This is a genomic window from Streptomyces sp. NBC_00873, from assembly GCF_045207415.1.
GTDB lineage: Bacteria > Actinomycetota > Actinomycetes > Streptomycetales > Streptomycetaceae > Streptomyces.
Genome location: NZ_CP108803.1, coordinates 5,448,337 through 5,470,081, shown reverse-complemented (window position 1 = coordinate 5,470,081; position 21,745 = coordinate 5,448,337). Strand labels below are relative to the sequence as shown.

Here is a 21,745-nt window from a genome sequence, read left to right as displayed (position 1 = left end):
GTACTTCCACGGCGGTGTCCCCGGGCTTCGGCCTGGGGACCTCGCCAACCCGCACCCCCCGAGGGTCCTCGACGGCTGCCCCGTCTGCGCCGCCCGCGCACAAGGCCTGACCGCCACCTTGTACGGCCATCCCGTCGACCCGCCCACCCGCCGCCCCGACCGCGGGTACATCACCACCGACCGCGAGTACGCCCGCTTCTACGCCTCCCTCTGCTGGTACGGCGACCTCTACACCGTCGATCCCGTCAACGAGTTCACCGCGGACCTCGGTGAGAACGGCTACGCGGCGATCCGCGGACTGCTGACCCGCGCGGCGGCCGGGGCTAGTGCCGCCCCTCGGCCCAGAAAGCCGACTTGATCACCGCAATGTTGCAACAGATCAGGGGCCCCCAGCTGAGAATGTCGGGGTGACTTCCAATCCGCTTAGCATCGCTGGATTCACCGCACCTGGAAGACCCGAGTGCCTCGTGTGCGACGAGATGCACCCCCTGTGGCCTTCCCGGGCCTTCTACCCGCCGTTCGGAGACCTCCTTCTAGACCCCTACGCCGCGGGCCTCGTCATGCGCACTCTGGCAGCAGCAGGTGACGGGTCACCGGAGTGCAACACTGCGCTGCTCTACACGCCCGTCGAGGCCTACCGCCAAGGTCTCGTCAACCTCCGGACCAGTGACCGGCAGCGCCGCAGGAATACAAAGGAACGCCAAAGGGGGAAAGCTCCTGCGTTGACCCATGAGCTGACCCTCTACACCTTCAACGTGATTACGTTCAGTTGGTCGCTCGGGATCGCGGAGCATACGGGAGGCGACGTGGCAACCACGTTGCTGGAAAAGGTCGTCTTTCCTGCGAACGAAATGATCAAGGACGTACCGGAGGACCTCCTTCTCATGGCTGGCGCGGTATTCCATGTCGCTCTCAACTCCAGGTATAGAGACACGGAGGGCCTGTTCCGAAACTTGTTCCGGGAAAGTATGAACCTCGAGGTCTTGGCAGAGCGACAACGCCCAAGTGACCCGTTTGCAGGCATGCATGGAATCCTGATGACTGCGGCGAGCTACGCCATCTACGCCGGAGCCATCCTCACACGCACTGCCCCCTGACCATTCAGTAGTAGATCCTGGGGGGCCACCGCCGAAGGGTGTGGACATGCCCAGAGGAGACGAAGGCCGTGTGCAAGCAGCATTCGAGCAATGGCTGGCCAACGGTGGATGGACTCTGCGCGCCAAGCCCGAGCGCGGCGATGTGGACGTCGACGCGGTCCATCCCGACGGGCGCCGCCTCCTTGCCGAGGTCAAAGGCGAGACCAGTGCGCCAGGCCTGGACATCGACACCGCGTACGGGCAACTTCTGCGCCGCATGACGAGCGAGGACAACACTACCTACGCCGTAGTCGTACCCGAGCGCGGCGTCACAGCGGCGCTGCGCGTGCCGCAGGCCGTGCGCGACCTGCTTGCCGTCACGGTGTATGCCGTGAACCAGGAGGGCGACGTTCGCTTCGTGGCGTGATATTGCCCGGTACCTGTCGAGGAGCATGCGAGGCGCCGCGGCCGCCGAATCTGCGTGCTAGTCGCCAGGACGCAGGGTGCTCAGCACTGGAGAGGCAGCACGGTGTTCCTTGCAGACGGCCCACCAACTGTCACCGCCGTTGTCCCTCACATGCACGCTCCAAGTCGCATCGCTGGAGCACGGGGCGTTCCAAGCGCAGAGCCGTTGATGGGACTTTGTGCCAGCGGTGTGCTTGCTCGGGTCCCACTTGATCGGCCTCTCAACAAGTTCCATGCACCCAGTGAAGAGGATCCTGGCCAGCCGCCGCAGTCGAATACGTGTCGAAGCTTGTAAGCAGCGGGAGTCCGGGCGGACTACCTAGCAGCTCAGGCCGGGAGCCCCTGCTCATGACGTCGCACGTCATGCGCCGACGTGCTCTGTAAGGCAAACGTACGAGGGTGGCAGCGCTTCGTCGAGGCTGCTGTAGTCGAGCATTGCTGGGTAGGTTAGGCGGGTGCCCGGATATAGAGGCGCGCACTTCTGCGGTGTGTCTTGGAAAACGCTTGAACTGCCGTCCGGGTGAGCAGCTTGCGCATCGTCAGCGCCCAACAGGTCGGCGCCGCACTGATAGCCGGGCGCATTCATGAGAAGCGCGCCGTCGCGGCCGGTCCCGTCGCTGCTGCCTGTCCAAGCGATGCAGTAGAAGACGCCGGGGTCGCCTCCAGTCTCTGGCTGGGAGATCAGGTGAACCACCTGCCTGGAAGGGAGGCCGCCACACACGGTGTTGATGTCAGAGACGTACCACGGGGCGCCAGGTGCACAAATTACGTCCTTGGATTCGCAGCTTGCGTCGCCCTGGGGTTCTTTGTAGGTGACGGGCAAGCACGTGGCTGGCGCCCCGGAAGTTGGCGACTTTCTCTTTGATGCGGGACGTGAGCCCGGAGTACCTGCTGGCGATGAGGTCGTTGCCGGGCCCGATTGGCTACTGCCGTGGAACGGGGTGGGAGTCGATGGGGAAACGGATCCCAAGCTGCTGGGGCGCTTGTCCGGCAGCGCCTGTCCGAGGAAGGTATAGGCACCGCCTAGGGCTACGGCGACTGTGGTGACTGCAACGGCGGCAAGGAGCCCGGCGCGGCGGCGGATGGTCCGTCGTTGGGCGAGTGTCCATACCGCGTCGTCCCGCGCGGGCATGTGCCACTGGGCGGCCACGAGGTCTCCGATGGCCGTCGGCGTGTCCGTACTCGGGGACAGAACACTCGTGGCTTGGGCGGCGAGGAGCGCAGTGCACCCCTCGGCAAGCGTGGCGGCCGTGGGCCGGTCACGAGGCTCCTTGGCCAGCGCGGATGTCACCAACACGAGCAGGTCGTCGGGCACGCCGGCTATATCGGGTTCGCCGGACATCACCCGGAAGGCCACCACGTCGGGTGCCCCGGTACCGAAGGGCAGGCGCCCTGTGGCGCCGTAGGCAATCAGGGCTCCCCACGCGAAGACATCTCCGGCGGTATCCGCGGTGCCAGTTCGGTAGTACTCAGGGCTAATCCAGCCAGCGGTACCGGTCATCACGCCCGTGCGGGTCACTGAGGTGCCGTCAAGGGCGTGGGCGATGCCGAAGTCGAGCACGCGCGGGCCAGATGGGGCGAGGATCACGTTCGCCGGTTTGACGTCGCGGTGAACCACTCCCGCCTCATGGATGGCCGCTAGGGCCGTCGCGGTACCGGCCGCAAGAGCGTACAAGCGGGCCCCGGTGAGGGGGCCGTCCGTGGTGATGTGGTGACCCAGGGTGGGGCCAGGGATGTACTCGGTGGCCAGCCACGGGTTCGCCGCGTCGGTGTCGGCTGCAAGCAGCGGTACCAGACATGGACCAGAGACCCGCCGGGACAGCTCTACTTCTCGCCTGAACCGAGAGCGGAATTCGTCGTCGTCGGCCTGGGCAGGATGAATGAGCTTGAGCGCGACGCGGCGCCCCTCAGGGTCCAGAGCGGCGTGAACTGTTCCCATCCCGCCTGCACCGAGACGACCGATGATCCGGAAAGGGCCTACACGGCCGGGGTCGCCAGGGCGGGTGGGATGGACACGCGTGGGCAACGGGGCTCCTAGCGACTCAGGATCGGGACAATTTGCACCGGTGGCAGGGCCGGCCCTGAGGCAGCGCCCGCGGATGTTGTTCCGGCCGAACTCCTAATGCGGATGTCGACCCCCGCCGACTCCCGCCCAAGAGACCGAACCCAAGGGGCTGGGAGTCGGCACGCCCAGGGCCTACTTGGGCCACTCCTGTCACCCCGTCGTAGCTGCCCCCACAGGTCGCGGCGAGCGAGCCTGGCGGCTTTCTAGATGTGCGACGACGTTGGTGTAGAAGCGGTCCACGGCGTCGTCGATGCTGCGGATGAAGCCGGACTCGGCGTTGCCACGGGCGCTGCCCATGCCCTTAAGGAGGGATAGACGAAAGCCGGTGATCTGGGAGCTGTCCTTCGGAAGGATGTCGGCTGGTTCGGGACGCAGCCGTTCCAGGGTGCCGCGCGGCCCTCCATTTTCGCCCTCGACGAGGGTCTCGATGTGAAGGTCGGCGGGTGCTTCGGCGAGCTGGCGGATGAGGCGCTTGGCCCAGGTGAGGGGGTAGCCCTGCTCTGGCGCGGGCACCTCGATCGAGGTGCGCAGCCTACCCGTACGCAAGTCCGCAACGAGTGCCATAACGCCCGGCGTGCCATCGATGCGGATTTCGGCGTTCAGGCGGCCGCTTTCACAGAAGCTGTCGGCGAGTGCGACACGGCGGGCCTGGGGATCAGAGCCGCGCTTGACGCGCTGGACAGGCAGAACCTTCTGCCCCAGTTCGCCGCCCAGCCGCAAGCAGACTTGGCGCACGAGTCGTTCCCAGCTCTCGGCCACCTCTAGGGCACGCTGATCGCCTTGGCAGAGCGTCTCTTCCTCGATGCCTTTGCGTACGGGAACCCAAGCGGGGCCCATGTTCTGGAAGCCGTGACAGCCGGAGTTTTCGTGCTGGAGATATTGCAGCAACTCATGGAGGAGCCACGCGTGCGCAGCGTTGCCGACGCCTTCGTGGCGGATCAGCATCTGTGCCTGGTGAGTGACCTCCGCCCAGGACAGATGCCACAGCGTGACCTTGTGCTTGCGCCGTCCATCGATCTTGACGTCGACGAGCGGCCTGCCTTCGAGGGCCACGTCGTTGGACAGCGTGATCACGGCCTCATAGCCGCGCCGGGCGGCGATGTCCATGTAGTCCTGCACTTGCTCGGGCTTCAGCGGATTGCCGTTGGTTTTCGTCTCCACCAGGGCGGTCCACAACTTGCCCGCACGCTCGACGCGGACAACACCGTCTGGGCGCTTAGGCGTGTCCCCATGCGGTAGCGAGACCTCAGTGAAGGTCTGCATTCGGCCAGCAGGAGCCCCGAAGGCGGCAGTGAGCCGGCGCCCGAACTCCGGTACCTGGGCCATCACCGAGAGCAGCACGGATGTCGCCCGCATCTCCCGCTCTCGGTCGTTCTTCAGGGACGAAACCGGGAAGAGCCGGGCCTGCCGCCACGCATCATTCTCGGCGAGCGACTTCCGTGCCGTCTGGGGGAGAGTGACCTTCTTCTTGGCAGTACGAGGACGCCGTGGCCTCGCGGCAGCTGCCTCAGGCGCCGCCGCCTGTGCTGGTACGTGCACCGGACTTTCGGCCGGAGCCTCGACAACCACCGCGGACGGCTCCGCGCCCCCCACGGGTTCCTCCGACTCTTCCTCAGAGGCGTCGTCCACATCGATACCGAAGTCCGTAGCCAGACCTGCCAGCCCGGTCTCGTACCCCTGGCCGACGGCGCGGAATTTCCACTCCTCGCCCCGTCGGTACAGCTCCCCGAAGATGAACGCACTCTCCACTCCGGCGTCGGTGATGGAGAACCCGAGGAGAGCCTCACCCGTACGGTCGGCGATCGCTATCCGCAGATCGTCCAAATCACCGAACCGTGCGACGCCGTAACGGCTCGCTGCCACAACCACACGCTCCACGCCCGACGGCATTGCACTCAGGTCGAGGCTGATTCGATCCTCGCTCCCATCGGCGGTCGGTGTCTTGCCCAGGAGCTGCACACTGCCATCAGCTGCGGCCGGGTTGTTGTAGAAGAAGAAGTCCGCGTCGCTGCGCACCTTGCCGTCGGCGTCCAACAGCAGAACGGAAACATCTGCGTCCCCGTCCCCCGTCGCACTACACCAGGCGAGGCTCAAGACCACGGAGCTGACGTCCTCGCTCAGAGAAGCAAGCCCGACGTTGGCTCCCTTGACCATTTCCAGCATGTCGCCCCCCAGAGCACCGGCCGGTGCTGAGCCCTCCCCTGGGCAGCCCGGCGCGTCATGAAATCTGTACAGCACATCCCGCTGTACGAAGTGAACCTTAGCTCCCGGGTTGCGATATTCATCTTACGAAAACAGAACTCGCTCGCTGGCAAGCAGACTTGCGCGGGGGCCAGCTGACGGACAGATGGCACAAGTGGTCATCACTTGGCCTGTCGAATACATGTCGAAGCTCGCGAGCGCAGAGATCGTCAACGTCGAGATGCCCAGGTCAGAGCCCGCCCCGCCACCCAGCGCGAGGAGCCCCGATCAAGCCGGTCGCCGTGGTTGTCACCAAGGCGGTAGCCGCGGCCACCGTGATGGTCCAGAAGTGTCAGGCATGAGGCACATCGTTGCGCACCGCGGGGCTCCGACGGACGCGCTCAGCTTGCAAGGTTCTTGAGAGCAGGCACTGCTCCGGCAGGGCGGCGTGGACCATCCGTGGACAGGCCCCGCTCAGCCGGTCGCAGACGCGGCCCTGACCAGCAACGTTTCGTAGGACCGAAGGGCCCTCCGGAACCGTGGTGACTGGCTGAGCGTCTTCCGCGGTCTCAGGCCGGGGATTTGCTTCAGACAGCCATCTGCACTGCTCTCAGGAATTCTGGCCACGAGGACACTCTCTGGCCGGGCAGGGCACTCCTCAGGCCGAGTTGCAGGGTGCGGCGGAGTGGGTGGGGGGACTGCATGATGGCCTCGTTGCGGGCAGCCAGACAGGCGAGTTCGAGTGAGCTGGGCAGCCGATCACTCTTCGTTCCGTTGCAGGTGGCGTGTACCGGGGCGAGGTTCCACAGGGCGTCCAGATCCGGTCCGTGCCAGGCTCCGACGCTGTCGAAGCGGTGCATCAGGGAGAACGGGAACACGTGGTCGACGGCGACGGCATCACTCAGGCCCAGGACGTCATCACAGATCAGGCAGCGGCCGTGCTGGAAGCCGGCCGTGGCCTCAACAAGACCGGTTACTGAGCGGCGGCGACGCTTGTCCGTGATCTGAAGCGTGTCCCAGTCGACGAAGATGCCCTCCTCGATCAGGCTGCGGCCGATGCCCGCCGCGAAGGACATCTCAACGATGTTCCAGCGGGCTCCCAACTCGGCAGCCAGACCAGTGGCTTGCTCCGAGTGCGCCAACTGAAGCAGGTCGGGGGTTAGGCGCACCACACGGTGTCGCCCCGTTCCGGCCAACCGATAGAAGGTGTGTGGCACCGCGGTGTCACCGCGCAGGTTATGGAATTTCTGCATCACCATCGTCGGCATCGAGCGCACAGCCGCCGCCAGCAGCCGCTCAGTGGGGCGGCCGGTCTCCAAGGTCGCGGCGCTTTCCTGAGCGGCGACCGTGAGGAAGTCGTTCTCGCCCAACTTCTCGGCTTGCGGCGCTTGTGGGTTCTAGGCCAAGTGGCGCACCAGGCCCAGGCTGTAGGCGGCGGCGAACTCGGCAAGTGGAATGGCCTCCTGTCCGTGCCGTCCGAACTCCAGCAAGGCTTGGCCAAGGGCGAACTTGTAGGTGCGTGAGTTGGCCCCCATCAGCACTGCCAGCCGCCAGGACCCGCGCGCTGAGGCGTCTTGGGCGTAGAAGTCCCGGCCGCTCATGCTTCCCCCTTGAGCAGGGCGACGGTCTGCCACCACACTTCGGCACGGCCGAGCCGGTCCGTACCCTCCTCCACGAGCCGCGCCAGCCGCAGCCCCGCTCGCTCCCCGTCGCGCAGGACGTCCTCGGCGGGCACGTCAAACATCACACGGTCCGTCGGCGGGTCCCCACGTCGTAGCGAAATCACCAGCAGTCCCGCGGGAGCCAGCAGCGCGGCCATCCGCTCCATCGCTCGCCCACGTTCGGCCGGCAGCAGGTGCATCCACACCGCCGACAGGAGCGCCAGATCGAAGGACCCCTCCAGTCGGGGGAGTTCAGGCAGGAAATCCTCTACCCACGAAATACCCTCGCTCGGGTACAGGCGCCGTGCGACGTCCCGCATCTCACGCGTCGGCTCGACCGCCACCACCTGATAGCCGCGGCGCGCCAGCGCCGCAGCGTCCCGCCCAGTGCCGGCCCCGACATCCAGCGCTACCGCCGGAGTTGGCGGCAGCAGATCCAAAACCTTGCCGTGCACCTCTTCGAAAGTGGCGCTCCCGTACCGCTGCGCCAGAAGCCCAGCGTTCTCCGCGTAGTACGCCTGGACGCCCGCAACGGGTTGGCATGCCACGGGCGGCACGTCGAGCCGGAGGGTGGAGTGTTCGCCGGTTTCAACCATGGCCACAAGCTACGGCAGCCCTCTGACACTGATCGGTCCGCCGACGCCGCCGCCGAGGCGCAGCTGGAGCTTGCGCGGGCTTGATCCTCTATCGTGGGCGGGCGTAGGGCGCGGGGGCACGCTCCTACACGAAGGACTCCTCCTGTGAGTGCTGCGCCCGCCCGCATTCCCGAGTCGCTGCTGCCGCTGGCGGTACCGGTCGACGACCTGGTGGCGTACTACCGCAACCCGCGCACCGGCGACGTCGACGCCATCGCCGAGTCTCTGCGCGTCAACGGCCAGTACAAGGCCATCGTCGTCAACCGCGGCACCCACACCGGCCGCCCCAACGAGATCCTGGCGGGCAACCACACCTGGGCCGCCGCCCAGCAGCTCGGCTGGGACCAGATCGCCGCCACGTTCGTCGACGTCCACGACGAGGACGCGGCCCGCATCGTCGTCGTCGACAACCGCACCTCGGACCTGGCCGGTTATGACAGCGAGCTGCTGGCCGACATCCTTGAAGAGCTGCCCGACCTGGACGGCACCGGCTACGACCAGGGCGCCCTGGACAAGCTGCTGGACCACCGGGCCCTGCCCGACACGATCGACCTGCCTTCCGACGGTGCGGGCACCGGGGCGATGGCCAAGCTGGAGTACCTGCAGTGGGGCTACCTGCAGTGGTCCACCACCCGCGTGCAGATCACGGCTGCTGAGGTGGAGACCCTGAACCGCATCTACGAGCAGTTCCTCACCGAGGCCCGCTCCGATCTCGGTTTCGGCTGGCACCTGCTGCAGGAGGCCCACTCCGACACCGCTGAGGCGCCCGGCGCCGACGACGACCAGATCAGCGACCCCGACGACGACCAGACCGCCGACGCCGACGCCGATGCCGGCGACGTCGAGGACGAGGACGACGCCGAGGACGGGGACGACGCATGAGCAGCGCCCCCACCACGACGTTCCACGAGGCGTACCCGCTCAAGGACTTGCGCCCGGCCGACTACAACCCGCGGCACCTCTCCGATGAAGCCTTCGCCCGGCTCCAGGAATCCATCGGCCGCCACGGCGTCGTCAAGCCGGTCATCCTCAACGCCGACGGCACGTTGGTCGCAGGCCACCAGAGAACCAAAGCCATGACCGCGCTGGGGATGACACACACCCCGGCGGTCATGCTCGGCACGAAGGTCCGCCTCACCGACGAGATCCAGTTCAACCTTCTGCACAACCGCGTCGAGACCGAGGCGTCGGTGGTGTACGCGCAGCCCGGCCCCATCGGCGCCTGGTCGTACATCCCGTGGCAGAGCATCGAGGTGGCTGTCTCCCGCAACAAGCCGTTCCAGCAGGCCATCAACTACATGACCGGCGGCCACGGCCCGTGGGGCTCCGTCGTCATCGACGACCAGGGCCAGATCGCGCTGAACGCCGAGTACGCGGTGGTCGCGGCCGCGAACCACTTCGACGTCCTCGCATGGACCTGCGCGTCCTCGGACGCCGCGACGCTGGTTGCCGACCTCACCGGCGAGTACGGCGTGTACGACTGGTCCGGCCTGGAGGACCAGGCGCCGGTCTACAACCAGCACATCATCCAGCCCAAGCGGCTGCGCCAGTACACCTCGCTGCGCAAGGCTGGGAAACTCGCCTACAAGTCGGAGGTGTGGGAGAAGCTGGCGCTGCCCCGGCTGCGCAAGCGCCCCGAGACGCGGGTGGTGGACTTCGGTGCGGGCCACGGCGACTACGCGAAGAAGCTGCGCCCCGAGGGCTACCAGATCGACGACTACGAGCCCTTCCGCACCACCCCCGGCAAGTACGCGGTGGACATCAGGGGCGTCGTGTCCATGATCCGCACCGTCGAGAAGCGGGTGGCCCAGCACGGCCTGTACGAAATGGTCGTCCTCGACTCCGTCATCAACGCGACGACGTCGCTGGATTACCAGCACTGGGTGCTGACCACCGTCAACGCGTTGTGCGCCGCCGACGGCACGGTGTGCATCGGCACCCGCAACCTGCTGGCCGAGCAGGCGTTTGAGAACAAGCAGCATGCCACCAGCGCCAACGACGCCACCCGGCTTTCGTTCCTCGACAGCGAGAACGTCGACATGCGGTTCATGCAGGGCAAGTGGATGCGAATCCGGTACCACACCCCCGAGTCGCTGGCCGACTTGCTGGGGGCGTACTTCGGTGACGTGACGGTCGCCGGCCGCTCGAACGCGACGCTGCGGGCCATATGCAAGGACCCTCTGCCGCTTTCCGACCTCGATTACGCGAAAGCCCTCGACGAGGAATTCAACATGCCCTATCCGAACGATTTCAGACACGGGCGCCATAAGCGACTTGTGGAAATTTTGGTAAAATTGGTTAAAGAAAGAAATAACCGGGCCATCTAATCCACGGCCCTATTCAGAGGGGGAAATGCCGTAATGCCGCAACCGCCCATACGGGTTGGGATCACCGCCGCCGCACCGTACCTGATCATGTGGTTGGCCGGGGTCCGTCACGTCAATCTCGACAGGCACTGTCTGGAAACCTTCGGCGAGGCCGACCGGGCCCCGCTCAACCCGAGGGCACCCCGCCAAAACGTCACGCTGCCGGCGGAGAACCCGCCGCTGGCCTGGTACCTGTGCGCCCTCCCCCACCCGTGGAACTGGACGAAGAACGCACACCTGGCCTTCGAGTACGCCGAGGGCCACCAGTGGGAAGGCCCCGCCCTCGTGCGCGGCCTGCAGGTGACCCTCGACAACGCCCGCCCCATCACCGAATGGGGTGAGCACTCGATACCCGCCACCGCCCCCCGGCGGGGCCAGTGGAAGTACCGCACCTGCCGCAACTGGCAGTTCGCGTGGTGGCTGCGAACCAACCGGAACGCACCCGACGCAACGCCCTCCACCTGGCAGCCGCCAGACGATCCCGACGCACCCAAGCAGCTGACCTTCCTGTAGGCCGCGCGGTCTGGCGACCAGGCCAGGTCGCCGGGCCGCAGTGCCGCTGGCGCCCTCGCGTACTCCTCTGGTGGGGTCGGGGGCGCGTACTGTCGAACGCGTGAGCGACACCAGCGATATCTCCGAGCCGGTACCGGCCCGCCCGCAACGTTGAAGGCCTGGGCGCCCTGCCACGTGTGGGGCGCCCAGGCCAGCCTTTCGAGCAGGGGCAGACCCGGTACGGGGGGAACCGAGCCTGCCCCTGCACGCCAGCGCCCGCGAGCCTCCCCCCGGAGTGCAGGCGCCCTGACCCCGCCCGGGGCCACTCTCCTCAGCGGCCGGTGCGACTGGAGTGTCACGGGTGACAGCAGATGGTTGCAGGGAGAACACCTCTATGTAGCCGTCCACTTGTGTGTGTCACAACAGGGTCACATCTCCTCCATAGCAACCCCGCATGGCGGCACAATGCGCTCCAGGCGCCAACTTGGGGGGAAGCAATGCAGCCGAGCTACAGCGACGTGCAGAAGGCCGTCAGAGTCGAGAAGTTCCGCATCTGGTTCGCATGGGTCTGCGGTGGATGGGTCGGCCTCGGCGTGGCGCTCGCAACGAAGGACATCCACATCGTCAGCGTGATCACGCAGGTGCTGTTCGTCGGCCTCGGCATCCTCTCCACGATCGCCGCTGTGCGGATGACCAACGCGCTCAACAGCAAGGCCGAGGCCGCCCGCCGCGAGGTCCTCGGCGACCTGTAACAGGGCGCGTGACTTACAAGGCGCTGGAGGATCGCGATGACGTCGCCCCGCCGAAAAGAGCTCATGCGCGAGGCTGCCCAGCGGCAGGCCGACCGAGCGCGCGCCCAGCGCGAGACCGAGGAACAGGGCGATTCTCGGTCTGGTCGGTGAACTCCTCGGCCATGACGCTGCTGACCGTGGGCTGGGACCGAGGTCTCGCGTGTCGGCAACGGGTGAAATGGATACCACGGACGGCGGATGAAAAGTGAGCCACTCTGCGATCTCTTGATCATTCTGGCTTCAGGGTCTCTGGAGCGGGAGGAAGAGAGGGTGATCCTTGTGGAGGACTGGGCTGAGATCCGCCGGTTGCACCGGGCTCAAGGACTGTCCGCGCGGGCTGTTGCCCGACAGCTGGGGATTTCACGGAACACGGTGCTGCGGGCTCTTGCTTCGGACCGGCCCCCGCAGTACCGGCGGGCGGCGAAGGGGTCCGCAGTGGACGCGGTGGAACCCGCGGTCCGGGAACTGCTGCGGCAGACCCCGACCATGCCCGTGACTGTGATCGCGGAACGAATCGGCTGGGAACGCGGGCTGACTATCCTGCGGGACCGGGTGCGTGAGCTGCGGCCGGCGTATCTCCCGGTGGACCCGGTATCGCGGACGGTCTATCAGCCCGGCGAGCTCGCGCAGTGCGACTTGTGGTTCCCGCCGGTGGATATCCCCCTGGGCTATGGCCAGAGTGGACGCCCGCCGGTCCTGGTCATCGTCTCGGGCTACTCACGGATGATCACCGCCCGGATGCTGCCCTCCCGGCAGACCGGCGACCTGATCGACGGTCACTGGCGGCTACTGGCCGACGGCTGGCAAGCAGTCCCCAGGACGCTCGTCTGGGACAACGAGGCAGGCATCGGCAGAGGAAAGCTGACTTCCGAGTTCGCGGCGTTCGCGGGACTGCTCGCGGTGAAGGTCCACTTGTGCCGGCCCCGCGACCCGGAGGCCAAGGGCCTGGTGGAACGCGCGAATGGTTACCTGGAGACGAGTTTCCTGCCCGGCCGCACGTTCAGTGGCCCCGACGATTTCAACACCCAGCTCACCGGCTGGCTGCAGATCGCCAACCGCAGGACCCATCGTGCGATCGCCGCCCGGCCGGCGGACCGCTGGGAGGCCGACCGGGCCCAGATGCTCCCCGTCCCACCGGTCGCCCCGCCCCACTGGTGGCGTTTTCAGACCCGCATCGGCCGTGACCACTACATCCGGGTCGATACCTGCGACTATTCCGTCCACCCCCGGGCGATCGGTCACCGCGTCCTGGTCCGCGCGGACAACGAGGACATCACGGTCACCCTCACCGACACCCCCAGCACCGGTGCCGGGACGGAGACGGTGGCGCGGCACCCGCGCTGCTGGGCCCGCCACCAGACGCTCACCGATCCCGAGCACGCCGAGGCGGCCCGCCTCCTGCGCGGAGAGGTCTGGCATCAGCAGGCCGCCGGAGCGGCCACCGCCCATACTGCCGCCCTGGCACCGGACAACCTCGGCGTCGAGGTCGAACAGCGTGAACTGGGCACCTATGACCGGATGTTCACCCTCATTGAGGGCGGCGGCGGGAAAGAGGAGGCGGACACCTGATGCCCCGCACCTCAGCGGCCGGCTCCCGGCCCGGCACGGCGAAAACTGCGGACACAACAGCGCCCACTGGCCGTCAGACTGCCTCGGACCTGGCATTTCTTGCCCGTGCGATGAAGGCTCCCACTCTGCTGGACGCCGCCGAACGTCTGGCCGAACGCGCCCGCGCCGAGTCCTGGACCCACACCGAATACCTGGTCGCCTGCCTGCAACGCGAGGTGTCCGCCCGCGACAGCCACGGCGGCGAGGGCCGCACCCGGGCTGCCCACTTCCCCGCGATCAAGACCATCGAGGAACTCGATGTCGCCCATCTGCGCGGTCTGACGCGACAACAGCTCGCACATCTGGGCACACTGGACTTCATCACGGGCAAAGAGAACGTGGTCTTCCTCGGCCCGCCCGGAACCGGCAAGACCCACATCGCCACCGGCCTCGCCGTCCGGGCCTGCCAGAGCGGACACCGCGTGGCCTTCGCCACCGCTTCCCAATGGGTGGACCGCCTCGCCGCAGCCCGCCGCTCCGGGCAACTCCAGGAAGAACTGGTCAAGCTCGGCCGCTACCCGCTGATCGTGATCGACGAGGTGGGATACATCCCCTTCGAAGCCGAAGCGGCCAACCTCTTCTTCCAGCTGATCGCCAACCGCTACGAGAGAGCGAGTGTGATCGTCACGAGCAACAAGCCCTTCGGACGCTGGGGAGAAGTCTTCGGCGACGAGACCGTGGCCGCCGCCATGATCGACCGGCTCGTCCACCACGCAGAGGTCCACTCCCTCAAAGGCGAGTCCTACCGCATGCGAGGACGAAAACTCGGCCGCGTCCCCACCCCCACCGACAACGACTGACAACCAACCAAGACCGCAAAACGGCCCACAATTCAACCGCTCAAACTGGCCTCAAATTCGGCCGTTGCCGACACTCGCGGCCACCGAACCGGCCCATCTCCTCCGCGCCGAGGCCCGGCCGCGGACCCGGACATGGCGGCCGTCCCCAGGGAGGCGTCCGTGGAGCCGCTCCCGCCGTGCCCGGTTCGCGCAGCCTTTGGGGCCTCACATGGCCACGAGCTATATATGGGCCGGGAGCCGGCCGCGGGAGGAGCGACGGAAGTACCGCACTGCCATCCGGCGGCGCTGTTGCGGGTTCGGAGAGTCAGAAGGCGTCCGGCGGCGAACTGGTCGGCGGTCAAACGCGAGGCGAGGGCAGGTACCGCATCAGGCACACCCACTCTTCATCCGTGAGCCGGTACGGTCCCTTGTAATGATTGCTGCCCTGGCTGTTGAACAACCCACACTCGACGAAGGACCCCTCGTTTGTGAGCACTGGATCACTTCGCAAGTCGTCTCGACTAACAACTGCCTCGTCGTTGTCTTGAGTCACGACTGTCATCCGCCATTGCCCGTTCTTCTCAAAGGGTTTGGTAGAGATGACCTCCCCCCGCACGACCACTACCTGTCGGCGCGCCTTGTAGTCCGCCTTCCACAGCAGGAACGGCTCCCCCGGTTGCGGCGTCTTATCGCCTCGGAAGTGTTGGGCCATCGTCCAAGGGAACTCGCGCCCGCGGATACCGTCCCTTTCCGGACGGAAGTTCTCTGGCTTTCCATTCCAAGCAAGAACCCAGCCCGGCATCGTCGTTCCCCTTCGTTGCTGGCCTGCGGTTTCCCGCGCCGTCGATTCGTCACCGCGACTTCCGTCGCAAACAGCCAGTCATGGCGTGCTCCCCCTGGGGGACCAGGGTAGCGAGGCCCTGGCACATACGAATACTGCTTCATGGGTCAGGCCCCGGGATGGGATAGCATGTGCTCGATCATGTTGGACCGCGACTGCCGCCTCGCGGATCCCCAGATGCCCTCGACCCCGCCACGGACACGGCTCCGGAGGCCACTTGGTCGCCCATTAAATGCGCTGGTCAAAGCTGTGTCAGCTAGTGCGGTGACTCATCTTGTCCACGGATGGTCCACGACCTTGTTCTAACAGCGGTTGCCTGTTGCGGCCTTCCACGGCTGCGGGCCGCCAGCACTCATCAAAACGCCGGGTCCGGCATGTCATAGCCCCAGTCCTCCCCCAGTTCCATGTCAAGGGCGCCCAGCCGCATGGGAGGCCGCGACTGAGCTGCTCTGACCAGCCAGTCATAGGTGCGGATTTGGATGTCCTCCGTTTCTGCGTACTGACTGCGCATGACACCGGTGCCCGCTGCCCAGTCTTCCCGTCCGATGATGATGAGGCCGGGGGGCCTTGTTCGGATGCCCGGAAGCTCGAGCCCGCCTTTGCTCGCACTTTTCTGCGCCTGTTCGAGGTTATTCGCGAGCCACTCGCGCCAATCCTTGATCTGTTGAATGGCCTTGCGTAGCGTCTCCGATGGCTCGCGGCCATTCCGAAGGGCCAACTCTGCAGTAGGACGCTCCAGCTCTACCAACAGCCAGCGCATACCCAGAGAGGTCTGACTGCCAACAAAGAAGTCGGCCACGTACTGCGTGCCGACTCGGACCTGCTGTCGTACGTAAGTTCCGTGATTTCCCCGCACCAGGTGCCCGAGGATCTCTGGGTACTGCTCTAACACAACTTGCATGGGACGTTCGTGACGTTGACGGCTACCACCGTCTGCCTTCTCCAAAGCGGCGACCAGTGCCTGTTGAGCCGCGAGCGAGGGATCGTCCTCTACCTTCCACTTCTCCAAGGCAGCCAACTGTGGGCCACCGATGAACTCCGGCCCAGAATGCCGTGCCGCAGCTTCCTGCCTCGCCTGGTAAGCCGCCTTTGCGTACTCGTCGTCGGAGATCCTGATGATTCGCCGCACTTCGTGTGGCCAGGCTCGCTGTCCACGGCCGCCGCGAAAGTGCAGCTGACCGGAGGCGCCGATGGACGAGATGACGTGCGAGCGTTCTTTGCCGGACTTCTTGGTGACGACCACGTCACCGCGCGCCGGGGACCACCTCTCCAAGTGTTCATAAGCCCGTTTAGCGTGCATCGCCTCCAGCCAGCTGTCGAGAAGGTCTCGTTCCCACACCTCGGCCGGAAAGGAGATGCCCGTCTCCGCCGCGACTGTGCGCAGCAACTTGATCTCGTTGTCGCTGGCCTCCTGTGCGCGGGGCAGCTCTAGGGCTTCCCGCAGCCGGGCTCGAAGCAGGGCCGCAACGACTGGCGCCGGGACATCTCCATCAAGATCCAGTGCGAGCAACCCGGCGAGCCGGCGCTGCTCGTCGGTGGGACCGAGCCACTTCTTACGGAGGTCAATTGCTATCGTTTCCCACTCTGCTGCGACCATGATGGGTCCTCGTACGAATTGGGTGGTGCAGCGCTACCCTGCACCTCTTACGGCTAACTGATGGTGGCCTGTTGTGCCGAGGGGTGCGCTCTTGCACCCGTTTTCCATGCGCCCGAATGCAGGGAAGCTCGGGGACCGCAATCCGTCCTCGTTTGGTGGTGTTTACTGCGACTTGCGCAGGGAGCCGATGATCACGCCGTCCCGCTGTCGCCTCCACGCAGTCCAGCCGTCAGCTTGCGATCCGGCCGCGGCGACCGCTGCTCCTGACGGCGTGCGATAGGGCTTGCCCTCGAATGACAGCCAGCCGTTGGCGAGCACTGTGGCCTCGTGTCGGACCCCGAGCCGGGGGCGGGACCAGTAGAGGACCTCGCTGACTCTCAGATCGCCGGACTCGATCATCGGAGCTAGCCCACCGGGGGCCGTCTGAGTCGCAGTGTTGGCTGCACCTACTCCGGGACTGATGTCGATGTGCACGTCCTCACCGACTGTCCTGGTCTCCACAGTTGCGTCGGGAATAGCGATACGGATGAACACGCCCACAGTCGCCTCCAAGTCTGTCCAATCTGACACTTCTGAGAATAGCCCTGTCGTCACCGATTGACAACCGACTCCCCTGCAACTGCGCCGAGTTGCACGCGGCCTTGGCCCTCCGCGACAGCTTGTCCATGGTCGCCATGCTCCCCCTCGGATCTTGCAGTGCCATCATGTTTCTCGGCGTGGGGGCGCGCAGCAGCGAGAGGAAGTCTTCCGGTGGGACGCCCCGACAAGGCCGCGCGCGCCGCCATCGCACAGCGGCGAGCGGACGCCATCGACCTACGCCTCGCCGGTGTGGACTGGCTCACCGTAGGCCGGAAACTCGCCGCCGACCCCGCCGTCAACTCCGACCGCATCGCTTACCCGCAGGGCTACGGCGTCGACCGGTACAAGAAGGGCCTGGAGCCGCCGGCCGACGACCAGCTCATCAACGCCGCCTGCAAGGACGTCCGCCAGGCGCTCAAGGAGCGCACCACCGAGCAGGACGAAAAGGCCGACGAGCTGCGCGCCGTGGAGAACCTGCGCCTGGACCGGCTGTTCTTCGTCGCCTACCGGCAGGCCGTCAAGGACGGCGACCTGCCCGCCATCGACCGGGCCCTTCGCATCATGGAACGCCGCGCCCGCATGAACGGCCTCGACAGGCCCGCCAAGACCGAGATCGTCACCCCGGCCGCCACCGGCAGCGAGCTGACCGCCATCGCTCTCGACGAACTCGAAGCCCTGATCGGCATATCCGAGGAAGCCGCACATGGCTCCGATGACTAGCAGCGACCGCGAAACCAAGCTGCTGACCGCCTACCGCACCAGGCCGCCGGGACTGCGACGCGCCATGGCCGCGAAAGCGTCCCCGGAGCTGCGCGTCCAGCTCGCCCGCATTGAACGCCACATCGCCATGGACGCGTCGCCCGGTGCGATGGCCGCCGTCCTCACCGAACGCCGCGAGATGCAGGCCCGCCACCTCCACCTCATCGACCAGGCGTGGATCGACATGGCCGAGGGCCGCGCCGACCGCGTCATGATCACCATGCCGCCGCGTCACGGCAAGAGCCGCCGGGCGTCGCGCTGGGCACCCCTGTGGTACCTGCGCCAGCACCCCGACCGCCGCATCATGATCGCCTCCTACTCCGGTGACCTCGCCGAGGAACACTCCCGCTGGATCCGCGACGCCATCGAAACGTGGGGCGACGACCTCGGCATCAGCCTCAACCCCTCCAGCCGGGCCGCGATGCGCTTCGATATCGCAGGCCACCAAGGCGGCCTCGTCGCAGCGGGCATCGGCGGCAGCCTCACCGGCAAGGGCGCCACCATCGCCCTCGTCGACGACCCCGTGCAGGACATGGCGTCCGCCGACTCGCCCAGCATGCGCCGCAAGACGTGGGAGTGGTGGCAGTCCGTCCTGCAGACCCGCCTCGAACCCGACGGGGCGATCTGCGTCATCCAGACCCGCTGGAACGAAGACGACCTCGCCGGCCGCATCCTCGCCGACGCACAGGCCAACGAGTGGCACGTCATCGACCTTCCCGCCCTCGCCGACTCCCCCGACGACCCCCTGGGCCGCACGGCCGGTGAACCCCTGTGGCCCGAACGCTTCGACGCCGACCACCACGCCACGACCCGCCGCCGCGTCGGCGAACGCGTATGGGCTGCCCTCTACCAGCAAAAGCCGCGTCCCCCTGAGGGCGGTGTGTGGCAGCGCGCCTGGATCACGGACAACCGCATCACCACCGTCGAGTTCGGCGGCCTCGACATGGCCCGCGTCATCGTCGCCGTCGACCCCGCCGGCGGAGAGTCCTCAGTCGGCGACGAGACCGGCATCATCGGCGCCGCACGCGGCTTCGACGGTCACCTGTACGTCCTCGAGGACCGTTCGGCTTCCATGGGCGCCAACGACTGGGGCCTCAGCGCGTGCCGCCTCGCCCTCGCCCTCAAAGCCGACGCGATCGTCGTGGAGTCCAACTACGGAGGCGACATGGCCCGCCAAGTCCTCTCCCAGGCATGGGAGCAGCTGCGCCGCGACGGCACGACCGCCGGACAGCTCATGCCCAGGGTCCTCGAAGTCACCGCGAAGGTCGGCAAACGCCTGCGGGCCGAACCCATCGCCCAGCTGTACGAGCAGGGCCTCATCCACCACGTCGGCGCCCACGTCCGCCTCGAAGAGCAGATGGCCACCTGGGTCGTCGGCATGGACTCCCCCGACCGCATGGACGCAGCCGTCCACGGACTGACCGAACTCGCCGACCCCGACCAGCTCGCCGCAGTCGCCGGACACATCCACGACGACCGCCTCGGCGGACGCCGATAACCCCCGGAAACGGCCCCATAAAGGGAAACGCCCCCGGCCGTATCGGCCTGCTAGCCTCCCGGCCATGACAATCCGGGGGAGATCCGCCGTCCAAGTCGCTGCCGCAAGCGTGGTGTTGGCGGCCGCTGTTGCCACCGCCGTCGTGCTGTGGCCCACGCCGGCAGCACCTACGCATGAGCAGATCTCGGAGCAGATCAAAGCGTCCGCGCAGGCCCAACTGGACGCCTCAGTGGAGGCGGGGCGCTACGCCCGGGCGAACCTTCGGGCCACCGCCAAGACGCCCGACGACGAGTCGTGCCGGGCCGCGTGGGACAACCTGCTCGACTCGGAGCGGAAGGGTCTGCAGTACGGGACGTGGCTGCAGGCCTGCGCCGAGCCCGCCACCCCGTAGGGCTGCGTATCCTGGTCGGCGCGGGCGCGGGGCCTTGCACGCCTGGAGGGCACCCGTGAGGCTGCGCGAAGTACTCATCGACGCCTGGTCGTGGCTCAACTACAAGCAGGCCATGGCCGATCCGACCGGGCCCGGCCACCATGCGTTCCCCGAGCTGAACAACTCGTGGGTGCCCGGCGGGGAGCTGCGCCGCCTGGCCGCCTACAAGTTCCTCGCCGCCTACGACTCCAACCAGGCCGGTCAGCTCGCCGCCGTCACCGGCGACCACCATGGTCTGGAGCGCCGCGAGTTGGGCGATCCGGCCAAGCTCATCAACACCACGCTGGGCTACCTGCTGGGCGCAGAGCAGACCATCGTGGTGCCCGGTTCTGGGCAGATGCGATCGAGGCGCAGGTGGAGATCGAGGGCAAGGCAGCGACTATAACCGTGACCCTCGTCGTCGGCTCGTCGTCGCTGTAGAGATACCCGTCGATTGAGCGAGCGGCTCCCCGAATTGCCGGCCGCAGATCCAGACGATCTCCATGCGCTCACGTTGCTCGACCTTGTGACGGCTCCCGATGGTTGGAAGATCGACCGGAGACTCGAATCGGCGAGATCCTGGACCGGTACCCGGCAACCAGTCCGGTACACCGGGCGGTCCGCCGCTCACGGGACACGCTGCTCGCCACTGCTGAGCGAGCGCGAGACCAACCGCGGAACCCCGCGCGCCGACGACGTCGTCGCCGACGCATCGGCGGCCTGTGCGAGACCGATTTTATACGCACAACATTTGCGTGGGGCCGAAGTCTTGCTCTACGGTTCGCGAATGGCGATTCTGCAGGCGCTGACGAACCAGGGACGCGTAGTGGGCGGCCACCTGGCGAGCGGCAGCGTTCTCTCAGGCCACGGCGGACTCACCATCCAGCACCCACGCAACCCATTCAAGCGGCACAAGCTCAACGCCGAGACCGTGCTCGAGTGGGAGGAACTCTCGACCAGGGAAGGTGTCGCCGGCGTCATGGGCCAGGCTGCCGCGAATGCTGCTCTGCCTGGGATGATCGGTAAGGCTGTCGGTGCCGGCCTCGGGGCTGCCATGAAATCCGGGCACACCGTCCGCGTGAACTGGGCCGACGGCAATCAGTCCATCATTGAGTTGCCGGAGAAGCTGTTCGTGATCTTCTCCGTATTGCTCGAGGGCCAGCAGGTCGTAACTGATACCTCCGCGCAGGCCGAGTCTTCGGAGCTCCTCCCGGCGCAGCCTGGCGTGAGCGAGAAGATCTTGGACCTCGCTTCTTCGGTGATCCAACGAGGCAAGCATGGGGCACCGGCCGAGGCCGCAGCTCAGCCGGATGTTGTCGAGCAGATCGCGAAGCTCGCGTCGCTCCACGACGCTGGCATCCTCACGGACGAGGAGTTCGCGGAGAAGAAGGCTGAGCTGCTCGAGCGTCTCTGACACTTGAGGCGGCCAGTCGTCGCCCGGGCCTGGGTCGACGCGCATGATCCAAATCTCTTGGCGTGGTACTGACGCCGGTTCTCGCGCAGGTGGTTCGACTCTACTCCGCAAGATCAACCGACCGGATCTGCCGCAAGGTGAGCGTCAGGTTCGGCCACGCCCTGGGATGACTCACCGGGTCGGCAGCTCGCGCCACGCCTCGCCCGGGTATGGGGTCCGCCATCAGATCATTCAACGAGGCGCGTGGCGTCGGGCTCGCATGCCAGATCCCACCAGCGGCTCTTGCCCTCGACGGCTCCGTCGCGGGCCTCCACGGACCAGCGGGCGGTCTCGTCGTCCTCGCGTAGAGCAGCACGTCGCGCCGGGCGAGCCACCCCCACACTCGCCCGCCTCGCACCGCCCCTCTGGAGCAGCATCAAGTCGTCAACCCAGCGGGTGAACCGCTGGTTGCGTGCGTCCGCCAGGGCGCGGTCGGGTCAGCCAGCGTGTCGAGGACGAGCTGACACCAGGTATGAGCCGCGCCGACCGC

At 66.7% G+C, this 21,745-nt stretch carries 21 protein-coding genes and 1 pseudogene; 14 read left to right on the top strand and 8 right to left on the bottom strand.

Features of this window, described 5'->3' with window-relative positions; all coding sequences use genetic code 11:
* Positions 1 to 244: 244 nt before the first annotated feature.
* From OH809_RS25375 to OH809_RS25365, 3 genes and pseudogenes are all read left to right on the top strand, one after another.
* Positions 245 to 350 (top strand): annotated as a pseudogene (locus tag OH809_RS25375) (1,4-dihydroxy-6-naphthoate synthase); the annotation flags it as partial.
* Positions 351 to 407: 57 nt separating this feature from the next.
* Positions 408 to 1,097 carry a hypothetical protein gene (locus OH809_RS25370; RefSeq protein ID WP_406516336.1) on the top strand — a complete coding sequence of 230 codons (690 nt, stop codon included), beginning with the start codon at positions 408 to 410 and terminating at the stop codon, positions 1,095 to 1,097.
* A gap of 70 nt (positions 1,098 to 1,167) precedes the next feature.
* A complete protein-coding gene (locus OH809_RS25365) occupies positions 1,168 to 1,503 on the top strand; it encodes a hypothetical protein (protein ID WP_406515661.1) in 336 nt (111 codons plus the stop codon).
* A gap of 399 nt (positions 1,504 to 1,902) precedes the next feature.
* On the opposite strand, the gene OH809_RS25360 is transcribed toward OH809_RS25365, so the two are convergent.
* From OH809_RS25360 to OH809_RS25340, 5 genes are all read right to left on the bottom strand, one after another.
* Entirely contained in the window at positions 1,903 to 3,567 is a 1,665-nt protein-coding gene (locus OH809_RS25360) for a serine/threonine-protein kinase (RefSeq protein ID WP_406515660.1), read from the bottom strand.
* Between the two features lie 189 nt (positions 3,568 to 3,756).
* Positions 3,757 to 5,760: a TerD family protein gene (locus OH809_RS25355; protein ID WP_406516278.1), complete on the bottom strand. Its 2,004-nt coding sequence runs from the start codon at positions 5,758 to 5,760 to the stop codon at positions 3,757 to 3,759.
* 614 nt (positions 5,761 to 6,374) lie between these two features.
* The gene (locus tag OH809_RS25350) at positions 6,375 to 7,157 is read right to left on the bottom strand and encodes an HNH endonuclease (RefSeq protein WP_406515659.1); all 783 of its coding nucleotides are present in this window, start codon (positions 7,155 to 7,157) and stop codon (positions 6,375 to 6,377) included.
* 27 nt (positions 7,158 to 7,184) lie between these two features.
* The gene (locus OH809_RS25345; RefSeq protein WP_406515658.1) at positions 7,185 to 7,388 is read right to left on the bottom strand and encodes a hypothetical protein; all 204 of its coding nucleotides are present in this window, start codon (positions 7,386 to 7,388) and stop codon (positions 7,185 to 7,187) included.
* Entirely contained in the window at positions 7,385 to 8,044 is a 660-nt protein-coding gene (locus tag OH809_RS25340) for a class I SAM-dependent methyltransferase (protein ID WP_406515657.1), read from the bottom strand. Before OH809_RS25340 ends, OH809_RS25345 begins: the two co-directional genes overlap by 4 nt.
* Positions 8,045 to 8,188: 144 nt before the next feature.
* Between OH809_RS25340 and OH809_RS25335 the strand changes: the two genes are divergently transcribed.
* The 6 genes from OH809_RS25335 to istB all read left to right on the top strand — a co-directional run bounded on the left by OH809_RS25335 (position 8,189) and on the right by istB (position 14,140).
* A complete protein-coding gene (locus tag OH809_RS25335; RefSeq protein ID WP_406515656.1) occupies positions 8,189 to 8,965 on the top strand; it encodes a ParB/RepB/Spo0J family partition protein in 777 nt (258 codons plus the stop codon).
* Positions 8,962 to 10,410, top strand: coding sequence for a ParB N-terminal domain-containing protein (locus tag OH809_RS25330; RefSeq protein WP_406515655.1), 1,449 nt, complete (start codon positions 8,962 to 8,964; stop codon positions 10,408 to 10,410). Before OH809_RS25335 ends, OH809_RS25330 begins: the two co-directional genes overlap by 4 nt.
* Positions 10,411 to 10,443: 33 nt before the next feature.
* A complete protein-coding gene (locus OH809_RS25325; protein ID WP_406515654.1) occupies positions 10,444 to 10,962 on the top strand; it encodes a hypothetical protein in 519 nt (172 codons plus the stop codon).
* A 476-nt stretch (positions 10,963 to 11,438) separates the two neighbouring features.
* Entirely contained in the window at positions 11,439 to 11,693 is a 255-nt protein-coding gene (locus tag OH809_RS25320; RefSeq protein ID WP_406515653.1) for a hypothetical protein, read from the top strand.
* A 309-nt stretch (positions 11,694 to 12,002) separates the two neighbouring features.
* On the top strand, positions 12,003 to 13,301 hold the full coding sequence (gene istA / locus OH809_RS25315) for an IS21 family transposase (protein WP_406515652.1): 1,299 nt from the start codon (positions 12,003 to 12,005) through the stop codon (positions 13,299 to 13,301).
* A complete protein-coding gene (gene istB, locus OH809_RS25310; RefSeq protein ID WP_406515651.1) occupies positions 13,301 to 14,140 on the top strand; it encodes an IS21-like element helper ATPase IstB in 840 nt (279 codons plus the stop codon). Before istA ends, istB begins: the two co-directional genes overlap by 1 nt.
* A gap of 337 nt (positions 14,141 to 14,477) precedes the next feature.
* On the opposite strand, the gene OH809_RS25305 is transcribed toward istB, so the two are convergent.
* The 3 genes from OH809_RS25305 to OH809_RS25295 all read right to left on the bottom strand — a co-directional run bounded on the left by OH809_RS25305 (position 14,478) and on the right by OH809_RS25295 (position 17,031).
* The gene (locus OH809_RS25305) at positions 14,478 to 14,921 is read right to left on the bottom strand and encodes a hypothetical protein (protein ID WP_406515650.1); all 444 of its coding nucleotides are present in this window, start codon (positions 14,919 to 14,921) and stop codon (positions 14,478 to 14,480) included.
* Between the two features lie 394 nt (positions 14,922 to 15,315).
* Positions 15,316 to 16,557 carry a Shedu anti-phage system protein SduA domain-containing protein gene (locus OH809_RS25300; protein WP_406515649.1) on the bottom strand — a complete coding sequence of 414 codons (1,242 nt, stop codon included), beginning with the start codon at positions 16,555 to 16,557 and terminating at the stop codon, positions 15,316 to 15,318.
* Positions 16,558 to 16,719: 162 nt separating this feature from the next.
* On the bottom strand, positions 16,720 to 17,031 hold the full coding sequence (locus tag OH809_RS25295) for a hypothetical protein (RefSeq protein ID WP_406516277.1): 312 nt from the start codon (positions 17,029 to 17,031) through the stop codon (positions 16,720 to 16,722).
* A 276-nt stretch (positions 17,032 to 17,307) separates the two neighbouring features.
* Between OH809_RS25295 and OH809_RS25290 the strand changes: the two genes are divergently transcribed.
* The 5 genes from OH809_RS25290 (at position 17,308) to OH809_RS25270 (ending at position 21,216) form a co-directional block, all read left to right on the top strand.
* Complete coding sequence (locus tag OH809_RS25290; RefSeq protein WP_406515648.1) at positions 17,308 to 17,856, top strand: hypothetical protein; 549 nt, start codon at positions 17,308 to 17,310, stop codon at positions 17,854 to 17,856.
* Positions 17,840 to 19,393 (top strand): terminase large subunit domain-containing protein, encoded by a 1,554-nt coding sequence (locus tag OH809_RS25285; RefSeq protein WP_406515647.1) that lies wholly within the window; start codon positions 17,840 to 17,842, stop codon positions 19,391 to 19,393. Before OH809_RS25290 ends, OH809_RS25285 begins: the two co-directional genes overlap by 17 nt.
* A gap of 64 nt (positions 19,394 to 19,457) precedes the next feature.
* On the top strand, positions 19,458 to 19,784 hold the full coding sequence (locus OH809_RS25280; RefSeq protein WP_406515646.1) for a hypothetical protein: 327 nt from the start codon (positions 19,458 to 19,460) through the stop codon (positions 19,782 to 19,784).
* Positions 19,785 to 19,839: 55 nt separating this feature from the next.
* The gene (locus tag OH809_RS25275; protein ID WP_406515645.1) at positions 19,840 to 20,208 is read left to right on the top strand and encodes a hypothetical protein; all 369 of its coding nucleotides are present in this window, start codon (positions 19,840 to 19,842) and stop codon (positions 20,206 to 20,208) included.
* 381 nt (positions 20,209 to 20,589) lie between these two features.
* On the top strand, positions 20,590 to 21,216 hold the full coding sequence (locus OH809_RS25270) for an SHOCT domain-containing protein (protein WP_406515644.1): 627 nt from the start codon (positions 20,590 to 20,592) through the stop codon (positions 21,214 to 21,216).
* The last annotated feature ends 529 nt before the right edge of the window (positions 21,217 to 21,745 follow it).

Excerpts from the sequence above, each read along its gene's own strand:
- OH809_RS25270 (WP_406515644.1), top strand. The coding sequence starts at position 20,590 with ATGGCGATTCTGCAGGCGCTGACGAACCAGGGACGCGTAGTGGGCGGC.
- OH809_RS25305 (WP_406515650.1), bottom strand. The coding sequence starts at position 14,921 with ATGCCGGGCTGGGTTCTTGCTTGGAATGGAAAGCCAGAGAACTTCCGT.
- OH809_RS25355 (WP_406516278.1), bottom strand. The coding sequence starts at position 5,760 with ATGGTCAAGGGAGCCAACGTCGGGCTTGCTTCTCTGAGCGAGGACGTC.
- OH809_RS25280 (WP_406515646.1), top strand. The coding sequence starts at position 19,458 with ATGACAATCCGGGGGAGATCCGCCGTCCAAGTCGCTGCCGCAAGCGTG.
- OH809_RS25285 (WP_406515647.1), top strand. The coding sequence starts at position 17,840 with ATGGCTCCGATGACTAGCAGCGACCGCGAAACCAAGCTGCTGACCGCC.
- istB (WP_406515651.1), top strand. The coding sequence starts at position 13,301 with ATGCCCCGCACCTCAGCGGCCGGCTCCCGGCCCGGCACGGCGAAAACT.
- OH809_RS25325 (WP_406515654.1), top strand. The coding sequence starts at position 10,444 with ATGCCGCAACCGCCCATACGGGTTGGGATCACCGCCGCCGCACCGTAC.
- OH809_RS25300 (WP_406515649.1), bottom strand. The coding sequence starts at position 16,557 with ATGGTCGCAGCAGAGTGGGAAACGATAGCAATTGACCTCCGTAAGAAG.
- OH809_RS25320 (WP_406515653.1), top strand. The coding sequence starts at position 11,439 with ATGCAGCCGAGCTACAGCGACGTGCAGAAGGCCGTCAGAGTCGAGAAG.
- OH809_RS25340 (WP_406515657.1), bottom strand. The coding sequence starts at position 8,044 with ATGGTTGAAACCGGCGAACACTCCACCCTCCGGCTCGACGTGCCGCCC.
- OH809_RS25330 (WP_406515655.1), top strand. The coding sequence starts at position 8,962 with ATGAGCAGCGCCCCCACCACGACGTTCCACGAGGCGTACCCGCTCAAG.
- OH809_RS25345 (WP_406515658.1), bottom strand. The coding sequence starts at position 7,388 with ATGAGCGGCCGGGACTTCTACGCCCAAGACGCCTCAGCGCGCGGGTCC.